Annotated in this window: 15 protein-coding genes; 7 read left to right on the forward strand and 8 right to left on the reverse strand. The window is 71.5% G+C overall.

Annotated elements, in window-relative coordinates; genetic code table 11:
• The first annotated feature begins 2 nt into the window (after nt 1-2).
• Nucleotides 3-1232, forward strand: a complete 1230-nt coding sequence (mshC, locus tag CG719_RS07575) for a cysteine--1-D-myo-inosityl 2-amino-2-deoxy-alpha-D-glucopyranoside ligase (protein ID WP_100567737.1) — start codon at nt 3-5, stop codon at nt 1230-1232.
• Nucleotides 1233-1293: 61 nt separating this feature from the next.
• Here the strand turns inward: mshC and CG719_RS07580 are convergent, their stop codons facing one another.
• The 5 genes from CG719_RS07580 to CG719_RS07600 all read right to left on the reverse strand — a co-directional run bounded on the left by CG719_RS07580 (nt 1294) and on the right by CG719_RS07600 (nt 7953).
• Complete coding sequence (locus CG719_RS07580) at nt 1294-2286, reverse strand: PAC2 family protein (protein WP_100567738.1); 993 nt, start codon at nt 2284-2286, stop codon at nt 1294-1296.
• A 145-nt stretch (nt 2287-2431) separates the two neighbouring features.
• Nucleotides 2432-4048 (reverse strand): glycerol-3-phosphate dehydrogenase/oxidase, encoded by a 1617-nt coding sequence (locus CG719_RS07585; protein WP_100567739.1) that lies wholly within the window; start codon nt 4046-4048, stop codon nt 2432-2434.
• 29 nt (nt 4049-4077) lie between these two features.
• On the reverse strand, nt 4078-5637 hold the full coding sequence (gene glpK / locus CG719_RS07590) for a glycerol kinase GlpK (RefSeq protein WP_100567740.1): 1560 nt from the start codon (nt 5635-5637) through the stop codon (nt 4078-4080).
• A gap of 67 nt (nt 5638-5704) precedes the next feature.
• Nucleotides 5705-6499, reverse strand: coding sequence for an MIP/aquaporin family protein (locus CG719_RS07595; RefSeq protein WP_100567741.1), 795 nt, complete (start codon nt 6497-6499; stop codon nt 5705-5707).
• A 689-nt stretch (nt 6500-7188) separates the two neighbouring features.
• Nucleotides 7189-7953: an IclR family transcriptional regulator gene (locus CG719_RS07600; protein WP_100567742.1), complete on the reverse strand. Its 765-nt coding sequence runs from the start codon at nt 7951-7953 to the stop codon at nt 7189-7191.
• A gap of 301 nt (nt 7954-8254) precedes the next feature.
• Between CG719_RS07600 and metH the strand changes: the two genes are divergently transcribed.
• The 3 genes from metH (at nt 8255) to CG719_RS07615 (ending at nt 14661) form a co-directional block, all read left to right on the forward strand.
• Nucleotides 8255-11773, forward strand: coding sequence for a methionine synthase (gene metH / locus CG719_RS07605; protein WP_100567743.1), 3519 nt, complete (start codon nt 8255-8257; stop codon nt 11771-11773).
• A 159-nt stretch (nt 11774-11932) separates the two neighbouring features.
• Nucleotides 11933-12634 carry an HAD family hydrolase gene (locus CG719_RS07610; RefSeq protein WP_100567744.1) on the forward strand — a complete coding sequence of 234 codons (702 nt, stop codon included), beginning with the start codon at nt 11933-11935 and terminating at the stop codon, nt 12632-12634.
• Between the two features lie 419 nt (nt 12635-13053).
• Nucleotides 13054-14661 carry an ABC transporter substrate-binding protein gene (locus CG719_RS07615; protein WP_100567745.1) on the forward strand — a complete coding sequence of 536 codons (1608 nt, stop codon included), beginning with the start codon at nt 13054-13056 and terminating at the stop codon, nt 14659-14661.
• A 91-nt stretch (nt 14662-14752) separates the two neighbouring features.
• On the opposite strand, the gene CG719_RS07620 is transcribed toward CG719_RS07615, so the two are convergent.
• Both CG719_RS07620 and CG719_RS07625 read right to left on the reverse strand, forming a co-directional pair.
• Entirely contained in the window at nt 14753-15424 is a 672-nt protein-coding gene (locus tag CG719_RS07620; RefSeq protein WP_100567746.1) for a response regulator, read from the reverse strand.
• 14 nt (nt 15425-15438) lie between these two features.
• Nucleotides 15439-16587 carry a RecB family exonuclease gene (locus CG719_RS07625; RefSeq protein ID WP_234375481.1) on the reverse strand — a complete coding sequence of 383 codons (1149 nt, stop codon included), beginning with the start codon at nt 16585-16587 and terminating at the stop codon, nt 15439-15441.
• 172 nt (nt 16588-16759) lie between these two features.
• Between CG719_RS07625 and CG719_RS07630 the strand changes: the two genes are divergently transcribed.
• The 3 genes from CG719_RS07630 (at nt 16760) to CG719_RS07640 (ending at nt 20247) form a co-directional block, all read left to right on the forward strand.
• Nucleotides 16760-18529, forward strand: a complete 1770-nt coding sequence (locus tag CG719_RS07630) for a site-2 protease family protein (RefSeq protein WP_100567747.1) — start codon at nt 16760-16762, stop codon at nt 18527-18529.
• Between the two features lie 61 nt (nt 18530-18590).
• The gene (locus CG719_RS07635) at nt 18591-19493 is read left to right on the forward strand and encodes a tRNA (adenine-N1)-methyltransferase (protein WP_100567748.1); all 903 of its coding nucleotides are present in this window, start codon (nt 18591-18593) and stop codon (nt 19491-19493) included.
• Between the two features lie 175 nt (nt 19494-19668).
• Nucleotides 19669-20247 carry a hypothetical protein gene (locus CG719_RS07640; protein WP_100567749.1) on the forward strand — a complete coding sequence of 193 codons (579 nt, stop codon included), beginning with the start codon at nt 19669-19671 and terminating at the stop codon, nt 20245-20247.
• A 69-nt stretch (nt 20248-20316) separates the two neighbouring features.
• Here the strand turns inward: CG719_RS07640 and CG719_RS07645 are convergent, their stop codons facing one another.
• The gene (locus CG719_RS07645; RefSeq protein WP_100567969.1) at nt 20317-20622 is read right to left on the reverse strand and encodes a ferredoxin; all 306 of its coding nucleotides are present in this window, start codon (nt 20620-20622) and stop codon (nt 20317-20319) included.
• Between the last annotated feature and the right edge of the window lie 30 nt (nt 20623-20652).

A 20652-nucleotide genomic window follows, 5' to 3' on the forward strand; every position in this document is an offset into this window, starting at 1 on the left:
ACATGCATGCCTGGCCCGCTTCCGAAGTCCCCGCCCTGCCTGGTGAGGGCCGCGACCTCAGGATCCACGACACCGCGACCGGTGGTCTGGTCACTCTCGACCCCGGCCCCGTCGCCCGTATCTATGTCTGCGGCATCACGCCGTACGACGCCACCCACATGGGGCACGCGGCGACCTACAACGCGTTCGACCTCGTGCAGCGCGTGTGGCTCGACACCAAGCGGCAGGTGCACTACGTCCAGAACGTGACCGACGTCGACGATCCCCTGCTGGAGCGGGCGCAGCGCGACGACGTCGACTGGGTGGAGCTGGCCGAGCAGGAGACCGCGCTGTTCCGCGAGGACATGACGGCCCTGCGGATGCTGCCGCCCCGGCACTACATCGGCGCCGTGGAGGCCATACCCGGCATCGTCCCGCTGGTCGAGAGACTGCGCGACCTGGGTGCGGCCTACGAACTCGAGGGCGACGTCTACTTCTCCGTCGAGTCCGACCCCCACTTCGGCGAGGTCTCCCGCCTGGACGCGGCGGCCATGCGGCTGCTGTCCGCCGAGCGCGGCGGCGACCCGGACCGCCCCGGCAAGAAGAACCCGCTCGACCCGATGCTGTGGATGGCCGCCCGCGACGGCGAGCCGAGCTGGGACGGCGGCTCCCTCGGCCACGGCCGGCCCGGCTGGCACATCGAGTGCGTCGCCATCGCCCTTGACCACCTCGGCATGAGCTTCGATGTGCAGGGCGGCGGCTCCGACCTCGCCTTCCCGCACCATGAGATGGGCGCCTCGCACGCCCAGGTGCTCACCGGCGAGTTCCCCATGGCCAAGGCGTACGTCCACGCCGGCATGGTCGCCCTCGACGGCGAGAAGATGTCGAAGTCCAGGGGCAACCTGGTCTTCGTGTCGAAGCTCAGGCGCGACGGCGTCGACCCCGCCGCGATCCGCCTCGCGCTCCTCGCCCACCACTACCGCTCCGACTGGGAGTGGACCGACCAGGTGCTCCGGGACGCCGTCGAGCGTCTGGACCGCTGGCGCTCGGCCGTCTCCCGGCCCGACGGCCCGTCCGCGGACGCGCTGGTCGAGGAGATCCGCGACGCCCTCGCCGACGATCTGAACGCCCCGGCGGCTCTCGCCGCGGTCGACCGCTGGGCGGCCCTCCAGCACGAGCGTGGCGGAGAGGACACCGGCGCCCCCGGCCTCGTCTCGCGCGCCGTGGACGCCCTGCTGGGCGTGGCTGTCTGACCCGGACGGCCCGACACGGCATCAGGGGCGGTGCGCACCAAGCGCACCGCCCCTGATCCGTTCACTCCTCCGACGAGTCGTTCCCGGCGTCGCCCTCGTCCGACTCCGCCTTCGGCGGTCGCGGCGGCCGGGACCGGCCACCGGAGCCGTCCCGCAGATACGAGCCGCCGTCGCCGCCGTCCGCCGTGGCGTGGCCGCCCGGCGATGGGCCGCCGCCGTCCCGGCGGCGCAGATACCGCTCGAACTCACGGGCGATCGCCTCGCCCGACGCCTCGGGCAGCTCGGCGGTGTCGCGGGCCTCCTCCAGCGTCTGGACGTACTCCGCGACCTCGCTGTCCTCGGCGGCGAGCTGGTCCACGCCCACCTGCCAGGCACGCGCGTCCTCCGGCAGCTCACCCAGCGGAATGCGCAGGTCGAGCAGGTCCTCCAGACGGTTCAGGAGGGCAAGCGTCGCCTTCGGGTTCGGCGGCTGGGACACGTAGTGCGGGACCGCCGCCCACAGCGACACGGCCGGGACACCCGCGTGCGTGCAGGCCTCCTGGAGGATTCCGACGATGCCCGTCGGCCCCTCGTACTTGGTCTCCTCCAGGTCCATGCGGCGGGCCAGATCCGCATCCGACGTGGTCCCGCTGATCGGGACCGGACGCGTGTGCGGGGTGTCGCCGAGCAGCGCGCCCAGGATGACGACCAGCTCCACGCCCAGTTCGTGCGCGAAGCCGAGCAGCTCGTTGCAGAACGAGCGCCAGCGCATGGACGGTTCGATGCCGCGGACCAGCACCAGGTCGCGTGGCTTGTCCCCGCCGACGCGCACCACCGACAACCTGGTCGTCGGCCAGGTGATCTTGCGCACGCCGCCGTCCATGAACACGGTGGGACGGTTGACCTGGAAGTCGTAGTAGTCCTCGGCGTCCAGTGCCGCGAAGACCTCGCCCTTCCACTCCCTCTCCAGATGCGCGACCGCGGTGGAGGCGGCGTCGCCGGCATCGTTCCAGCCCTCGAACGCGGCCACCATGACCGGGTCGATCAGCTCGGGAACCCCCTCGAGCTCGATCACCCAGCGCCTCCTTCCGACGTGCCCTCGCCTGACCCACCAACCTTACGGCGTTCGGCGGGGGCGTCCGCAGCCCCCTTGCACGGGGGAGTGAACGGATCACTGCCCCGTCCGAGTCCTTCGAACACCCCATGGTGGCCAGGCCGGGTCACCTCCCGTCGAGGAGGTCCCGCACCTTCGCCCGCACCTCGTCCGTGGCCAGGCCGCGGATCGTCAGTGTCGTACGCCGGCGCAGCACGTCGTCCGCCGTCCGGGCCCACTCGTGGTCGCGGGCCCAGACGACCTGCGCCCAGATCTCCGGGGCGTCCGGGTGGACGCGCTCGCCCAGTTCCGGGTTCTCGTTGGCCAGCCGGGCGATGTCGAAGGCCAGCGAACCGTAGTGCGTGGCCAGGTGCCTGGCGGTGTCGGCGGCCATGCGCGGGCCGGGCGCCGGACGGTCCACCAGGAGCCGGTGGGCGACCGCGCGCGGGTTGGCGATGCCCGGCAGCGGCAGCTTCCTCGGCAGCGAGGAGACCGGTTCGGGGCCCTCGCCCAGCGGGGCGCCCGGCAGCGACTCCAGCTTCCTCATCACGGTGCGGCCGATGTGCCGGAAGGTGGTCCACTTGCCGCCCGCCACGGACAGCATGCCGCCCCGGCCCTCGGTCACCACCGTCTCGCGCCTGGCCCTGGCGGTGCCCCCGGGGCCGCCCGGCAGCACCCGCAGCCCGGCGAAGGCGTACGTGATCAGGTCGCGGTCGAGCTGCTGGTCGCGGACGGAGAACGCGGCCTCGTCGAGTATCTGGGCGACGTCCTTGTCGTCGACCGCGACGTCGGCCGGGTCGCCCTCGTACTCCTCGTCGGTCGTGCCGAGCAGCAGCATGTCCTCCCAGGGGAGGGCGAACGTGATGCGGTACTTGTCGATCGGAGTGGCCAGCGCGGCCTTCCACGGGGAGGTGCGCCTCAGCACCAGGTGCGCGCCCTTGGACAGGCGGATGGACGGCGCCGCGTTTCGGTCCTCCATGCGGCGCAGATGGTCGACCCACGGTCCGGTCGCGTTCAGCACCAGACGGGCGTTCACCCCGAACTCCTCGCCGGACAGCCGGTCCCTCAGCTCGGCGCCGGTGACCCGGCCCCGGGTGAGGCGCAGGCCGGTCACCTCGGCGTGGTTGAGGACGACCGTGCCCGACTCGACGGCCGCGCGGACCGTCATCAGGGCCATGCGCGCGTCGTTCATCTGGTCGTCGCCGTAGACGGCCACGGCCCTGAGGTTCTCGGTGCGCAGCTCCGGCACGTCCTGCGCGGCCTTCGCCGGACTGAGCAGGTGGCCGACGCCGTCGCCGAAGGCGGACAGCGCGGAGTAGGCGAACACGCCCGCCCCGAGCTTCGCCGCGCCGTGCGGCCCGCCCTTGTACACGGGCAGGTAGAAGGTGAGCGGGTTCGCCAGGTGGGGGGCCACCCGGCGGGAGACCGCACGGCGCTCGAAGTGGTTCTCCGCCACCAGCCGCACCGCGCCGGTCTGCAGGTAGCGCAGGCCTCCGTGGAGCAGCTTGGAGGAGGCGGAGGAGGTGGCGCCGGCGAAGTCGCCGGCGTCGACCAGGGCCACCCTGAGACCGGACTGCGCGGCGTGCCAGGCGGTGGAGATGCCCAGGATGCCGCCGCCGATCACAAGGAGGTCGTAGGCGGCCTTCGAGAGCTGTTCCCGGGTCTCGGCACGGCTCGGGTTCGGGCCGAAGGAGGGCACCGTCCCCAGGGCGGGCACGGACTGCAGGGTGGACTGACCGGTCATCGCTTGTTCTTGCTCCTCGTCGGCTCTCGTCAGCTCTCGTCGTCGAGCCAGCCCATGGTCCGCTCGACGGCCTTGAGCCAGTTCTTGTACTCGCGGTCGCGGATGTCCGCGTCCATGCGGGGCGTCCACTCGGCGGCCCGGCGCCAGTTGGCGCGCAGATCCTCGGTGCTGCTCCAGAAGCCGACGGCCAGACCGGCGGCGTAGGCGGCGCCGAGGCAGGTGGTCTCGGCGACCATCGGGCGCACCACGGGTGCGTCGAGGAAGTCCGAGAGTGTCTGCATCAGCAGGTTGTTGGAGGTCATGCCGCCGTCGACCTTCAGCGCCGTCAGCTCGACTCCGGAGTCCTTGGTCATGGCGTCCGCGATCTCCCGCGTCTGCCAGGCGGTCGCCTCCAGGACGGCGCGCGCGAGGTGCGCCTTGGTCACGTACCGGGTCAGGCCGGCGATGACACCGCGCGCGTCGGAGCGCCAGTACGGGGCGAACAGGCCGGAGAAGGCCGGGACGAAGTAGGCGCCGCCGTTGTCCTCGACCGAGAGCGCGAGCGTCTCGATCTCGGCGGCGGTGGAGATCAGGCCCATCTGGTCGCGCATCCACTGCACCAGGGAGCCGGTGACGGCGATCGAGCCCTCCAGGGCGTAGACCGGCTTGTCGTCGCCGATCCGGTAGCCGACGGTGGTCAGCAGTCCGCTGTAGGAGTTGATGATCTTGTCGCCGGTGTTCATCACCATGAAGGTGCCGGTGCCGTACGTCGACTTGGTCTCGCCCTCGGCGAAGCAGGTCTGGCCGAACAGGGCCGCCTGCTGGTCGCCGAGCGCGGAGGCGACCGGGATGCCGCCGAGCAGGTCGCCCAGCCTGCCGCCCTTGATCTCGCCGTAGACCTCGGCCGAGGAGCGGATCTCGGGCAGGATCCGCGTGGGTACGCCGATCGACTCGGCGATCTTCTGGTCCCACTCCATGGTGTGCAGGTTCATCAGGAGGGTCCGGGACGCGTTGGTGACGTCGGTGACGTGCCTGCCGCCGTCCGTGCCGCCGGTGAGGTTCCAGATGACCCAGGTGTCCATGGTGCCGAAGAGCAGATCGCCCGCCTCGGCGCGCTCGCGCAGGCCCTCGACGTTGTCGAGCAGCCAGCGGGCCTTGGGGCCGGCGAAGTAGGAGGCGAGGGGGAGGCCGGTCTCGCGCCGGAAGCGGTCCTGGCCGACGTTGCGGCCCAGCTCCTTGCACAGGGCGTCGGTGCGGGTGTCCTGCCAGACGATGGCGTTGTGGACGGGCTCGCCGGTGTTCCGGTCCCAGAGCACGGTGGTCTCGCGCTGGTTGGTGATGCCGATGGCCTTGATGTCGTCGCGGGTGATGCCGGCCTTCGCGATGGCTCCGGCGACGACCTCCTGAACGTTGGTCCAGATCTCGGTGGCGTCGTGTTCGACCCAGCCCGGCCTGGGGAAGATCTGTTCGTGTTCCTTCTGGTCGACGGAGACGATCCGGCCGTCCCGGTCGAAGACGATGCAGCGGCTCGAGGTGGTGCCCTGGTCGATGGCGGCGATGAAGGGCCCTTCGCCGTGGGATGCGAGGCCGGCGGTGTGGGCGTCGGTCACTTGTCTGCTCCTGTGGTCCGTGGTCGATGGGGCGGGAGGACGGCGTTCCGGTGCGGCGCGGTGCCCGTCAGGCGAAGGCGGCGTTGTAGATGCCCGCGCCGACGGCGCCGCCGATGAGCGGGCCGACCACCGGGATCCAGGCGTAGCCCCAGTCGGAGCCGCCCTTGTTGGGCAGGGGCAGCAGGGCGTGGACGATGCGCGGGCCGAGGTCGCGGGCCGGGTTGATGGCGTAGCCCGTGGGACCGCCGAGGGAGAGGCCGATGGAGACGACGACGAGGGCGGTGATCAGACCGCCGAGGACACCGAGGCCGTTGCCCTGGTCGTTCAGGCCCTGGGTGAGGACGGCGAGGATCAGCACGACGGTGCCGACGATCTCCGTGGCGAGGTTCTGCACGGCGTGCCGGATCTCGGGGCCGGTGGAGAAGATGCCGAGGACGGGGCCCGCGCCCTTCTCCTGGGCCTCGACCGCCTTGGCGGCGGTGGTCTGGGCGCCGGGGCCGCCGACGATCTCCCGGTCGGTGAGGTGGGCGTGGAACTGACCGTAGTAGGCGACCCAGACCAGGGCCGCGCCGATCATGGCGCCGAGCATCTGGCCGCCGAGGTAGGTCGGAACGTCAGTCCAGTCGCTGTTCTTGATGGCCAGGGCGACGGTCACGGCCGGGTTGAGGTGGGCGCCGGAGAGCGGGCCCGAGATGTACACGGCCGTCATCACGGCGAACCCCCACCCGAAGGCGATGGCGAGCCAGCCGGTGTTGCGGGCCTTGGAACCCTTCAGCGTCACCGCGGCGCAGACGCCGCCGCCGAGCAGGATGAGTACGGCGGTACCGATGGTCTCGCCGATGAAGATGTCGGAGCTGGACACCCGCGACTCCTTTGTCCTTCGTCCAGAGGTGGCCGAAACCCCGGGTCCCTCCTGCCGGGGGCTCGCGCCCTCGTGGGTGAGGGCGATGCCGGCCCATGGCGTTGTCACACCCTAGCGCGTATTGCCGCAAGCTGTTCGACAATGCCGACCGTTGGACGGGAGTCTCGCCCCACGTTTCCCAACCGTCAAGGCCTCTCACCATCCGAACCACGATCACTACCGTCCGTCACATCCGCCGGGCCGGTGCGTTCCGACCGTCGGCGGACCGCGCCCGGCGGGAGCTGCTGGGGCGGTGGCTCCCGCCGTGCGGGCGCGGCGGCCCGCCGCGAGGGCTTCGGTCCCCGCCGTGCGGGCACGGCAAAGGCCGGTGTGCCCGGCGGCGCACCGGCCTCGTCGTACGGCAGGCAGAGGTCCGCGCGCGGACGCCGGCGGCTTCGGCCGGTTCGGAAGCGGCTGGCGCGCAGAGGCCCGCGGTGCGGCCCGGTCACAAACGGCCCGCGCGCGAACGCCGACGGCCTCGGCCGGGTCAGGAGCGGCCTGCGCGGAGAGGCCTGGGGCCCGGTCGGTCAGGAGCGGCCCGCGCGGAGAGGCCTGGGGCCCGGCCGGGTCAGAAACGGCCCCCGCGTAGAGGCCTGCAGCTCGGCCGGGTCGGGAGCGGCCCACGCGCAGAAGCCCGCGGTCCGGACGGCTCAGAAGCGGCCCGCGCCCAGGTCCCGGGAGACCGCGCGGGCGCAGTCGCGTACCGCTGCCACCAGGTCGTGGCGCAGTTCGCCGTCACGGCAGACGCGCTCCACGGCACCGGTGATGCCGACCGCGCCGACCGGCATGCGCCGCCGGTCGTGGATGGGGGCGGCGATGGAGGCGACGCCCTCCCAGGTCTCCTCCACGTCGGCGGCGTAACCACGCGCGCGCGTGACGTCGAGGATGTGCTCGAAGCCGTCGATCCCGCACACGGTCCGGTCCGTGAACGCCTTGCGGTCGGCCTCGACCGCCTCGCTGTGCGCCACCGGGTCGTACGCCGCCAGCACCTTGCCCAGAGCCGTGCAGTGCAGCGGCTGCATCGCGCCGATCTCCAGCACCTGCCGGCTGTCGTCCGGGCGGAAGACGTGGTGCACGATCAGCACGCCGTGCTGGTGGAGCACTCCCAGGTAGACGCTCTCCCCACTGGACCGGGCCAGATCGTCCGTCCACACCAGGGCACGCGCCCGCAGTTCGTGCACGTCGAGATAGGTGGTGCCCAGGCGCAGCAGCTCCGCGCCGAGCTGGTAGCGCCCGGAGGCCTCGTCCTGTTCGACGAAGCCCTCGTGCTGGAGGGTGCGCAGGATGCCGTGGGCGGTGCCCTTGGCGAGGCCCAGTGAGGAGGCGATGTCCGACAGGCCCAGCCGCCGCTCACCGCCCGCCAGCAACCGCAGCATCGCGGCCGCCCGCTCGAGCGACTGGATGTTCCGTGCCATCGCCGTCCTGCCTCCGTCCCCTTCGACCGCCGACGCCGCGACTGTGGCCGTAGCGCCCGTTCGGCAATGCCGAACACTACCGGTCCGTGCCGATCCCCCGCCAATGCCCGGCCGGCACCTGGTGCGCGACCGGGCCCCCGGGGGTCTTCCGGCCGCCATCCTCGTCCGCTTGGTGGACGCCGCGTCCGCCAGGGGCCGGTCCCGGCTACCCTGGCGGCGTGCGCCTCGCCCGGAGTGAGCCCTGCTCGCTTCACGGCAAGGCGCAAAGCCGACAGCCGTCGCACACCGAGGGAGCCCCTTCATGGCCGCGTTGCCGCCGACCCCTTCCGCCGACAGCCGGACCCGCGCGTCCGCCCTGCGTGAGGCACTCGCCACCCGTGTGGTGGTCGCCGACGGAGCGATGGGCACCATGCTCCAGGCCCAGGAGCCCTCGATGGAGGACTTCCAGCAGCTGGAGGGCTGCAACGAGGTCCTGAACGTCACCCGTCCCGACATCGTCCGTTCGGTCCACTCCGCCTACTTCGAGGTCGGCGTGGACTGCGTGGAGACCAACACGTTCGGGGCCAACCTGACCGCCCTGGGCGAGTACGACATCCCCGAGCGGGTCGCCGAGCTGTCCGAGGCGGGTGCCCGTATCGCCCGCGAGGCGGCGGACGCGTGCACCGCCGTGGACGGCCGCCCGCGCTGGGTGCTGGGCTCCATGGGCCCGGGCACGAAGCTGCCGACACTGGGCCACACCACCTTCGCCGCCATCCGCGACGCCTACCGGCAGAACGCCGAGGGCCTGCTCGCCGGGGGCGCGGACGCGCTGCTCGTGGAGACCACCCAGGACCTGCTCCAGACCAAGGCCTCCGTCATCGCGGCCCGCCGCGCGATGGAGACCGCCGGGTACGAGGTCCCGCTGATCGTGTCGGTCACGGTGGAGACGACCGGCACCATGCTGCTGGGCTCGGAGATCGGCGCCGCGCTGACGGCGCTGGAACCGCTGGGCGTCGACATGATCGGCCTGAACTGCGCGACCGGCCCCGCCGAGATGAGTGAGCACCTGCGCTACCTGTCCCGGCACGCGCGCATCCCGCTGTCGTGCATGCCGAACGCCGGCCTCCCCGTGCTCACCAAGGACGGCGCGCACTACCCGCTGACGGCGCCGGAACTGGCCGACGCGCAGGGGCACTTCGTGCGCGACTACGGACTGTCCCTGGTCGGCGGCTGCTGCGGCACCACACCGGAGCACCTGCGCCAGGTGGTCGAGCGGGTGCGTGACCTGTCCCCGGTCGAGCGCAGCCCGCGTCCGGAGCCGGGAGCGGCCTCCCTGTACCAGACGGTGCCCTTCCGGCAGGACACCTCCTACCTGGCGATCGGCGAGCGGACGAACGCCAACGGTTCGAAGAAGTTCCGCGAGGCCATGCTCGAGGGCCGCTGGGACGACTGCGTGGAGCTGGCCCGCGACCAGATCCGCGAGGGCGCGCACATGCTGGACCTGTGCGTGGACTACGTCGGCCGGGACGGGGTCGCGGACATGCGCGAGCTGGCGGGCCGGTTCGCCACGGCCTCGACGCTGCCGATCGTGCTGGACTCCACCGAGGTCGACGTGATCCGGGCCGGGCTGGAGCAGCTCGGCGGCCGCGCGGTGATCAACTCGGTGAACTACGAGGACGGCGACGGGCCCGACTCGCGGTTCGCGCGGGTGACGGCCCTGGCGCGGGAGCACGGGGCGGCGCTGATCGCGCTGACCATCGACGAGGAGGGCCAGGCCCGCACCGCCGAGAAGAAGGTGGAGATCGCCGAGCGGCTGATCGAGGACCTGACCGGCAACTGGGGCATCCGCGAGGAGGACATTCTCGTCGACTGCCTGACCTTCACCATCTGCACCGGTCAGGAGGAGTCCCGGGGCGACGGTGTGGCCACCATCGAGGGCATCAGGGAGCTGAAGCGGCGGCACCCGGACGTGCAGACCACGCTGGGCCTCTCGAACATCTCCTTCGGCCTGAACCCGGCCGCGCGGATCCTGCTGAACAGCGTGTTCCTGGACGAGTGCGTCAAGGCGGGCCTGGACTCGGCGATCGTGCACGCGAGCAAGATCCTGCCGATCGCCCGCTTCGACGAGGAGCAGGTCACCACCGCGCTCGACCTGATCCACGACCGACGCCGCGAGGGCTACGACCCGCTGCAGAAGCTCATGCAGCTCTTCGAGGGCGCCACGGCGAAGTCGCTGAAGGCGGGCAAGGCCGAGGAACTGGCCGCGCTGCCGCTGGAGGAGCGGCTCAAGCGGCGGATCATCGACGGTGAGAAGAACGGCCTGGAGCGGGACCTCGACGAGGCCCTGAGCACGCGCAGGGCCCTGGACATCGTCAACGACACCCTGCTGGACGGCATGAAGGTGGTCGGTGAGCTGTTCGGCTCCGGCCAGATGCAGCTGCCGTTCGTGCTCCAGTCGGCCGAGGTGATGAAGACCGCGGTCGCCCACCTGGAGCCGCACATGGAGAAGACCGACGAGGCGGGCAAGGGCACGATCGTGCTGGCGACCGTACGCGGCGATGTGCACGACATCGGCAAGAACCTCGTCGACATCATCCTGTCCAACAACGGCTACAACGTGGTCAACCTGGGCATCAAGCAGCCCGTCTCGGCGATCCTGGAGGCCGCCGAGGAGCACAGGGCCGACGTGATCGGCATGTCCGGGCTGCTGGTGAAGTCCACGGTGATCATGAAGGAGAACCTGGAGGAGCTGAACGCCCGCGGCCTGGCGACCGGCTACCCGGTCATCCTCGGCGGCGCCGCCCTGACCCGCGCCTACGTCGAGCAGGACCTGTACGAGCTGTACGACGGGGAGGTCCGCTACGCCCGTGACGCGTTCGAGGGCCTGCGCCTGATGGACGCCCTGATCGGGGTCAAGCGGGGCGTGCCCGGCGCGAAGCTGCCCGAACTCAGGCAGCGGCGGGTACGGACCGCCACCGCCCAGGCCGTGGAGGAGCAGCGCCCGGAGGAGGGGCACGTCCGCTCCGACGTGGCCACCGACAACCCGGTCCCCGAGCCGCCGTTCCGCGGTACCCGGGTGATCAAGGGCATCCAGCTCAAGGAGTACGCGTCCTGGCTGGACGAGGGCGCCCTGTTCAAGGGCCAGTGGGGGCTGAAGCAGGCCCGCACCGGCGCCGGGCCCACCTACGAGGAACTCGTCGAGACCGAGGGCCGGCCCCGGCTGCGCGGCCTGCTGGAGCGGCTCCAGACGGACAGCCTGCTGGAGGCCGCGGTGGTCTACGGCTATTTCCCCTGCGTGTCCAAGGACGACGATCTGATCATCCTGGACGAGCGGGGCAACGAGCGCACCCGCTTCACCTTCCCCCGCCAGCGGCGCGGCCGCCGGCTGTGCCTGGCGGACTTCTTCCGCCCGGAGGAGTCGGGGGAGCAGGACGTGGTCGGCTTCCAGGTGGTCACCGTCGGCTCCCGGATCGGCGAGGAGACCGCGCGGCTGTTCGCCGCCGACTCCTACCGCGACTACCTGGAGCTGCACGGGCTGTCCGTGCAGCTGGCCGAGGCGCTCGCCGAGTACTGGCACGCCCGCGTGCGTGCCGAGCTGGGCTTCGGCGGTGAGGACCCGGCCGACATGGAGGACATGTTCGCCCTGAAGTACCGGGGCGCCCGCTTCTCCCTCGGCTACGGAGCCTGCCCCGATCTGGAGGACCGCGCCAAGATCGCCGATCTCCTGCGTCCCGAACGCATCGGCGTCCACCTCTCCGAGGAGTTCCAGCTCCACCCCGAGCAGTCCACCGACGCCATCGTCATCCACCACCCGGAAGCCAAGTACTTCAACGCCCGCTGACCCGGGTCCGTCCTGGTCCCCGGGCGGCCCCGCGGACCTGAGCCGCGGGCGGTTCGTGCGCGCGTTTCCGTTGTGGGCGTCGTACACTTATCGGTCCATCGCAGGCCGGTTCCCCGTGTGGGAACCGGCCTGATCGTCCCCTAGAGGAGGTATGCGCGGATGACCAGCACGGTACCGGCGCTCGGAACCCGTATGGCCGAAGGCTCGGCCCTGCAGGCCGTGCTCCTGGACATGGACGGAACCCTGGTGGACACCGAGGGCTTCTGGTGGGACGTCGAGGTGGAGGTATTCGCCGCCCTCGGACACACGCTCGACGAGTCCTGGAGACATGTCGTCGTCGGCGGCCCCATGACCCGCAGCGCGGGCTTCCTCATCGAGGCCACCGGCGCCTCCGTCACCCTCGCCGAGATCACCACCCTGCTCAACCAGGGCTTCGAGGCCCGTATCGACGGCGCGCTGCCCCTGATGCCGGGCGCCGCACGGCTGCTGGCCGAACTGTCCGAGCAGCGGATCCCGACCGCCCTGGTCTCCGCCTCGCACCGCCGCATCATCGACCGCGTCCTGACCACGCTCGGCCCCCACCACTTCGCCCTCTCCGTGGCGGGCGACGAGGTCCTGCGCACCAAGCCGCACCCCGACCCCTACCTGCTGGCCGCCGCCGGACTCGGCGCGGACCCGGCCCGGTGCGCCGTCATCGAGGACACCGCCACCGGCGTCGCCGCCGCGGAAGCCGCAGGCTGCCGGGTCGTCGCCGTCCCCTCGGTCGCCCCCATCCCCCCGGCCTTCCGGCGGACCGTCGTCCCCAGCCTCGAGGACGTGGACCTGTCATTTCTGCGCGGCCTGATGACAGAAATGCGCTAACCGTTCACCCAGCGTGCCGCGTCGCGCGGGAAAAACACCTTCGCGGATGTCCGAACGAATTCGCAGCTCGCCGTATGGCCGAATTCCGGTACTCGTCTCCCTACATGTGGGTGTGACGTTCCCCACTCGCCAAGGGGTCGACAAGGGGCCCGTAGCGTGCTGTCCGCCTCCTTTCGGGCGCCGCGCGCGTGTCCTTGTGTCCCGTTTGGTGGGACGCTGCACGAATCCTTCCGGTGACGGGTTTCCGGTCCGTCCGCACCCGGTTCCGCAGCGTGATGGGAACTCAACTCCGGTGAACGCGAACGGTCCTGCGAAGGAGGACTAATCTCATCGCGAGAACATCGACCCTGCCCCTGTGATCCGTCGCGACATCCTGCATGCCGGATACACAGACATGACAGCTCTGGAGAAACTCGAGCATGAACCGCAAGACTTTGGTGCTGCCGGCCGTGGTCGGTCTGCTCGCGCCGGTACTCGCCGCGTGCGGCGGTTCCGACAGCGGCGGCAAGAGCGGCGACGCGATCGTCGTCGGCACCACGGACCGGTTCACCGCTGACGAGGAGGCCCCGGCGCCCATCGATCCGGCGTACGCCTACGACGTCGGCACCTGGAACATCCTGCGCCAGACCGTGCAGACGCTGATGGTCCAGCCCAAGGGTGACGGCGACCCCGTTCCCGAGGCGGCCGAGAAGTGCGGCTTCACGGACAGCGGCAACGAGCGCTACGCCTGCACGCTGCGCGAGGGCCTGAAGTTCTCGAGCGGCGAGCCCATCACCGCGGCCGACGTGAAGTTCTCCATCGACCGCGCCATCTCCATCAACGCCGACAGCGGTGTGTCCGGACTGCTGTCCACCGTGGACACCGTGGAGACCCAGGGCGACCGTGAGGTCATCTTCCACCTCAACACGGCCGACGCCATCTTCCCGTACAAGTTGTCGACGCCCGTCGCGGGCATCATCAACCCCAAGGACTACGACAAGACCAAGCTGCGCGACGGCTTCGCCGTGGACGGCTCCGGTCCGTACACCATGAAGGCCAACGTCAAGAGCGGCGAGATGGTCGACGCGGTCTTCACCAAGAACCCCAATTACCAGGGGACGTTGAAGCTCAACAACGACAAGGTGCAGATCCGCTCCTTCCCGGACGCCGACGCGATGGGCGCCGCTCTGGAGAAGGGCGACATCGACGTCATGACCCGCTCCATGTCGCCCGAGCAGATCCGCACGCTGTCGGCCGCCAACAAGGACAGCAAGGTCGGCATCGTCGAGACGGCCGGCCTTGAGATCCGCTACCTGGCCTTCAACACCGACGCCGCGACGGTGAAGACCAAGGCCGTGCGTGAGGCCATGGCCCAGGTCATCAACCGCAGCGAACTCGTCTCCGAGGTCTACGGCACCCAGGCCGAGCCGCTGTACTCGATGGTCCCGGCCACCATCACCGGCCACTCCAACTCCTTCTTCAACCGGTACGGCGACCCGAACGTGACCAAGGCCGGTTCGCTGCTGGAGAAGGCCGGAATCACCACCCCGGTGAAGCTGACGCTGCACTACACGACGGACCACTACGGTTCGGCCACCAAGAAGGAATTCGAGGTCCTTCGCAAGCAGCTCAACGACAGCGGCCTGTTCGACGTCGACATCCAGGGCACCCCCTGGGACCGCTTCCGCCCGGCGGAGAAGAAGGGTGACTACGACGTCTTCGGCATGGGCTGGTTCCCGGACTTCCCCGACGCCGACAACTACCTGGCGCCGTTCCTCGACAAGGGCAACACCCTCAACATCCCGTACGCCAACAGCGACATCCGCAACACCCTGATCCCGCAGTCCCGTCGCCAGGCCGACCGGCTCTCCGCGTCCACCAGCCTGACGACCATTCAGGACCTCGTCGCCAGCGACGTCCCGCTGATCCCGCTGTGGCAGGGCAAGCAGTACGTCGCCTCCCGCGACAACATCACGGGCACCGCGTACGCCCTCAACTCCTCGGCGACGCTCCAGCTGTGGGAGCTCGGCCGCGGTGTGAGCGGCTGATCCGCGAGCACGTCCACGACGAAGGGCGCCCCTTCCCGGTCTTCCGGGAAGGGGCGCCCTTCGTCGTCGAGTCGGTCCGCGGGGCCGCCCGCTACTGCGCGCCGGGGCGTACCAGTCCGCTCTCGTACGCGTACACCGCGGCCTGCACGCGGTCGCGCAGCCCCAGCTTCGTCAGTACGTGCCCGACATGCGTCTTGACCGTCGTCTCGCTGACGAACAGATCGGCGGCGATCTCGGCGTTGGACAGGCCGCGCGCCACCAGCTTCAGCACCTCCACCTCACGGTCGGTGAGGGTGTGCAGCGTGTCCGGCACCTGCTCCTCGCCGGAGGGCAGGTGCGTGGCGTACTTGTCCAGCAGCCGGCGTGTGATGCTCGGCGCGAGCATCGCCTCGCCGGCCGCGACCACCCGGATCGCCTGCACCAGCTCGTTGGCCGGCGCGTCCTTGAGCAGGAAGCCGCTCGCGCCGGCGCGCAGCGCCTCCACCACGTACTCGTCGAGGTCGAAGGTGGTCAGCACCAGCACCTTCGCCGGACCGTTCCGCTCCGGTCCTGTGATCTGCCGGGTCGCCTCCACGCCGTCCATCCGCGGCATGCGGATGTCCATCAGCACCACATCGGGCTGAAGGGCCCGCACCTGGTCCAGGGCCTGCAGGCCGTCTCCGGCCTCGCCCACGACCGCGATGTCCTGCTCGGCCTCCAGGATCATCCGGAACCCGGTGCGCAGCAGCGGCTGGTCGTCGACCAATAGGACGCGGATGGCCACGTGAGTCTCCTTCGCTAGTCCGGCCCCATTCTGCCCTGCGCCGTGCTGCCGGATTCCTCCGCCCTCACCGGCAGCGGATAGGGCGGGGGAGTGCCGCCGAACTCCGGGCAGTGGGCCCGGTGGTCGCACCAGCCGCACAGCTTGGTGGGGCGCGGCCGCCAGTCGCCGGTCTCGGTGGCCAGCCGGATCGCCTCCCACAGAGCCAGCAGCTTGCGCTCCACCCGCTCCAGGTCGGCGGGGACCGGGTCGTAGGTCAGTACGTCGCCGCTGCCCAGGTACACCAGTTGCAGCCGCCGCGGGATGACCTTCTTCAGCCGCCACACCACCAGGGCGTAGAACTTCATCTGGAACAGCGCGCCCTCGGCGTACTCGGGGCGCGGCGCCTTGCCCGTCTTGTAGTCGACAATCCGCACCTCGCCCGTGGGCGCCACGTCCACCCGGTCGATGATGCCGCGCAGCGTCAGCCCCGAGTCCAGCTCCGCCTCGACGAACAGCTCCCGCTCGGCCGGTTCGAGACGGGTCGGGTCCTCCAGCGTGAACCAGCGCTCCACCAGCCGCTCCGCCTCCGCCAGCCAGCGGGCCAGCCGCTCGCCGTCGGCGTCGTCGGCGAACAGCTCCACCAGCTCGGGCCGCGCCTCGCGCAGCCGCTGCCACTGGCCCGGGACCAGCGCCTTGGCCCGCGGCGCGGTCCGCTCCACGGCGGGCGCGTCGAAGAGCCGCTCCAGCACGGCGTGCACCAGCGTGCCCCTCGTCGCCGCCTCACTCGGCTTCTCCGGCAACCGGTCGATCACCCGGAACCGGTACAGCAGCGGACACTGCATGAAGTCCCCGGCCCGAGAGGGAGACAAGGACCTGGGCGGCACGACAGCCCGCCCGCTCGACGTCGCGTCCGTCCCGTGTCCACCCGCCGCGCCCGGCTCGTCCCCGTCCGGCACCGAGCCCGTCGCCGCGCCGCCGGCGACGGGGCGGCCGGCGGCTGTCGTGCGCGCCTCTGTTCCACCGCTGTCCGCGGTCACGAGATCGGCGGCGGGCGCCTGCGCGGGGACCGCCGGGGCCGGTGCGGCCGGGCGCTCCTGCGCGGCCCCTGGCGCGTTGTTGCGTGAGGGGGCCGGTCCGACGGCGTTGTGCGGGGTGCCGGGCTCGCCCTCCGTGCTCGTCTCCATGCCCCAGACCCTACGGCCCGCCACTGACAGTGACCCGGGGACGGTCATGTTGTGCGCGAAGAGGGGAAAACACTTGGGGTGCCGGGCATGAGCGATCGTCACGGCCGCATACCATCGACCCGAGACCTTCCGGCCGTCAGGCACGGGAGACTGCTTCGAACGAGGGGACACCGTGGACGTGAGCGGCGGGAGCGGACAGCCGCGTTCCGGCAAGGACGAGTCGGCAGAGCGCCGCACGGGCCCGGTCGACCCGGCCCCCGACTCCATGGGCCCGGGCACCGAGCCGGCCGACGCGGCCCCGCCCGAGCCGTCCCCGTTGACCGGCACCCCCGTCACCGGAGCGGAGGGCGACCCGGAAGAGCCGACGAGGGAGACGCAGGAGGCAGAGGGGACGGACGAGCCGAAACGCTCCGCCGACGCCCCCCAGCAGCCGCAGGCGACCGCCGACGTCCCGCAGGAGCCGTCCGGCACCGGCGATGCCTCAAAGGACCCGTCGGCCGGCCGCGACGTCCCGCGGCAGCCTCCCGCCACCCACGAGGCCCCGCAGGAGTCGTCGGCCACCGGCGACGCCCCGCAGCCGTCCGCCGCCGGCGACGCCCACCACGGCGCCCATCCCGAGCGCGGTTACGCCCACAGCGGTGACCCGGCCGCCGGACGTGAATCCGGCGCCCGTGCCGAGAGCCCGGCCCCCGCGCCCGGCGACCGCGACCGCCCCGAGACCCACCCCGACCGCGCTCCGGCCCGTTCCGGGGCCGGGCAGGAGCCGCCGCGGCGCCCCAGCGAGCCCAGAGGCGGGCTCCTCATGGGGCGGCCCTTCGGCGTGCCCGTCTACGTGGCGCCCAGCTGGTTCCTCGTGGCCGCGCTCATCACCTGGGTGTTCGGCGGGCAGCTCGACCGGGTGCTGCCCGAGCTCGGCGCCGCCCGCTACCTCGTAGCCCTCTTCTTCGCGGTCGCCTTCTACGGCTCCGTCCTCGTCCACGAACTCGCCCACACCATCGCCGCCCTCCGCTTCAAGCTCCCGGTCCGCCGCATCCAGCTCCAGTTCTTCGGCGGCGTCTCCGAGATCGAGAAGGAGGCCGAGACCCCCGGCCGCGAGTTCGTCCTCGCCTTCGTCGGCCCGCTGCTCTCTTTGATCCTCGCCGGCGTCTTCTACGCCGCCCTGCGGCCCGTCGAACGCGGCACGGTCGTCGGTGTCCTGCTGGCCGGACTGATGATCTCCAACCTCATCGTCGCCGCCTTCAACCTGCTGCCCGGACTGCCCCTCGACGGCGGACGCATGCTGCGCGCCGTCGTCTGGAAGATCACCGGCAGACCGATGAGCGGCACCGTCGCCGCCGCCTGGGTCGGCCGCGCGCTCGCCGTCGCCGTGCTGGTCGGACTGCCCCTGGTCACCCAGTCCGGCGCCCTCGGCGCCCCCGCCGAGGACAGCGTCGGCGTGGGCACCGTCACCAACGCCCTGCTCGCAGCCATCCTGGCCGCGATCATCTGGACCGGCGCCGGCAACAGCCTGCGCATGGCCCGGCTGCGCGAACACCTCCCCGAGCTGCGCGCCCGCGCCCTCACCCGCCGCGCCGTCCCGGTCGAGACCAACACCTCCCTGGCCGAGGCGCTGCGCCGCGCCAACGCGTCCGGCGCCCGCGCCCTGGTCGTCGTCGACGGCCACGGCGAGCCGCTCTCCCTCGTCCGCGAGTCCGCCATCGTCGGCGTACCCGAGCACCGCCGCCCCTGGGTCTACGCCAGCGAACTCGCCCAGGAGCTCACCGACGGCATGCGCGTCTCCGCCGAACTCGCCGGCGAGGACCTCCTGGACGCGCTGCGCGCCGCCCCGGCCACCGAGTACCTCGTGGTGGAGAACAGCGGCGAGATCTACGGTGTGCTGTCCGCGTCCGACGTGGAGCGCGCCTTCGTCAAGGCCATGGCCCGCCCGTCGCCCTCCGCGTAGGGCTCCCGGCGGGCCCCTCCGCGTGGTCGGAGGGCCCGTCGGGGACCGGTAGGCTGGTCACATGTCCGAACCGACCGGTGCCGCCCGCCGCCGCGGGCCCTTCAAGGTCGGGGACCAGGTACAGCTGACCGACCCCAAGGGCCGCCACTACACGTTCACGCTCGAGGCCGGGAAGAACTTCCACACCCACAAAGGTTCCTTCCCGCACGACGAACTGATCGGCGCACCCGAGGGCAGCGTTGTCCGCACCACCGGCAACGTCGCCTACCTCGCGCTGCGCCCCCTGCTCCCCGACTACGTCCTGTCCATGCCCCGCGGGGCAGCTGTCGTATACCCGAAGGACGCGGGGCAGATCCTCGCCTTCGCCGACATCTTCCCCGGCGCACGCGTCGTGGAGGCCGGCGTCGGCTCCGGCTCGCTGAGCAGCTTCCTGCTGCGGGCGATCGGCGACCAGGGCATGCTGCACAGCTACGAGCGCCGCGCCGACTTCGCGGAGATCGCCCAGGCGAACGTGGAGCGCTACTTCGGCGGTCCGCACCCCGCCTGGCAGCTCACCGTCGGAGACCTCCAGGACAACCTGTCCGACGCCGACGTCGACCGCGTCATCCTCGACATGCTCGCCCCCTGGGAGTGCCTGGAGTCCGTCTCCAAGGCACTCGTCCCCGGCGGCATCCTGTGCTGCTACGTCGCGACCACCACCCAGCTCGCCCGGACCGTGGAGTCCATCCGCGAGATCGGCTGCTTCAACGAGCCGACCGCCTGGGAGACGATGATCCGCAACTGGCACATCGAGGGCCTGGCCGTCCGCCCGGACCACCGCATGATCGGCCACACCGGCTTCCTGCTCACCGCCCGCCGGCTCGCGGACGGCGTCGAGCCGCCCATGCGCCGCCGCCGCCCCGCCAAGGGCGCCTACGGTGAGGACTACGAGGGCCCCAACGCCGACGGCGGCGCCACCCGCTGACGCGGCCCGCCACCACGCGCAACACACGGGCGCCGTGGTGGAGTTCCCGACGACCACCGGGAACTCCACCACGGCGCCCTCGCGTTGATCCCCACCCCGCCGTTCCCCCGCACTGTGACGTGTGGCACGATGCTGGCCACCCCCACCGGCACAGCCCTCGCAGGAGATGCTCCTAGTGCAGCAGTCCGCCGTTCCGGAACTGGCCCACACGCACACCCGCCCCATCCACTGGATGGCCACCGCCACCGCGGTCGCCGGTGTGGTCGCTCTCTCCTCGCTCGTGCAGCCCGGCGCGGCCACGGCCGCCCAGCCGCAGGGCCCCCGCACGCACTCCGCACCCGCCGCCGCGGCCGCCCCGGGCACCACCGGCGTGACCTTCCCGATCGACTGCGGCCCGGTGCGGGCCGTGGTGGCGAAGAAGGCCTCCGGGGACCTCGACGGGGACGGCCGGCCGGAGACCGTGGCCGTCGTGCACTGCGACGCCGCCATGGGCACCCCGCCCGACGCCGTCTACGTCCTCACCCAGGCCGTCGGCGCCGCCGAGCCGCGCGTGGTCGCCACCCTCGTCGAGGCCAAGGACCGGTATTCGGTCACGGACTTCGCCGTCCGTGACGGCGCGGTGACCGCCACCCTGCTCGGCTACTCCTCGCCGGACGTGCCCAATTGCTGCCCCGACCTCAAGGACGACGTGAAGTGGCGGTGGCAGAACGGCGCGTTCGTCCGCTCCACGGACGCCGGGGCGCGCGGTATCTGACCGCGTCCCGGACCACAGTCACTGAAAATGTGAGAAAACAGACAATGGTGACGCCTCGCGCCGAGGTTGTCACTCCGCGTCAGGTCCGTACACCTCGACCCGGTCCGCGACGCGGCGTACATGGATGCACTCGCCCGGGCACTCCTTGGCCGAGTCCACCACGTCCGTGAGGAGCGGAAGCGGCACGGGCGTTGCCGCTCCGGCCTCCTGAAGGAGCTCGTCCTCCGGGCCCTTCACATAGGCCAGACCGTCGATGTCCAGCTCGAACACCTCGGGCGCGTACTGTGCGCAGATGCCGTCGCCGGTACACAGGTCCTGGTCGATCCAGACCTCCAGGGCCTCGCCACCGTTCGAGGTCTGCTGCTGCACGGTCATCTCTCCTGCCGTATCACGTCGAGCCGTACG

Source organism: Streptomyces sp. CB01373 (assembly GCF_002803075.1).
Lineage (GTDB): Bacteria > Actinomycetota > Actinomycetes > Streptomycetales > Streptomycetaceae > Streptomyces.

Excerpts from the sequence above, each read along its gene's own strand:
- mshC (WP_100567737.1), top strand. The coding sequence starts at position 3 with ATGCATGCCTGGCCCGCTTCCGAAGTCCCCGCCCTGCCTGGTGAGGGC.
- CG719_RS07585 (WP_100567739.1), bottom strand. The coding sequence starts at position 4,048 with ATGACCGGTCAGTCCACCCTGCAGTCCGTGCCCGCCCTGGGGACGGTG.
- CG719_RS07600 (WP_100567742.1), bottom strand. The coding sequence starts at position 7,953 with ATGGCACGGAACATCCAGTCGCTCGAGCGGGCGGCCGCGATGCTGCGG.
- metH (WP_100567743.1), top strand. The coding sequence starts at position 8,255 with ATGGCCGCGTTGCCGCCGACCCCTTCCGCCGACAGCCGGACCCGCGCG.
- CG719_RS07610 (WP_100567744.1), top strand. The coding sequence starts at position 11,933 with ATGACCAGCACGGTACCGGCGCTCGGAACCCGTATGGCCGAAGGCTCG.
- CG719_RS07615 (WP_100567745.1), top strand. The coding sequence starts at position 13,054 with ATGAACCGCAAGACTTTGGTGCTGCCGGCCGTGGTCGGTCTGCTCGCG.
- CG719_RS07625 (WP_234375481.1), bottom strand. The coding sequence starts at position 16,587 with ATGGAGACGAGCACGGAGGGCGAGCCCGGCACCCCGCACAACGCCGTC.
- CG719_RS07635 (WP_100567748.1), top strand. The coding sequence starts at position 18,591 with ATGTCCGAACCGACCGGTGCCGCCCGCCGCCGCGGGCCCTTCAAGGTC.
- CG719_RS07645 (WP_100567969.1), bottom strand. The coding sequence starts at position 20,622 with ATGACCGTGCAGCAGCAGACCTCGAACGGTGGCGAGGCCCTGGAGGTC.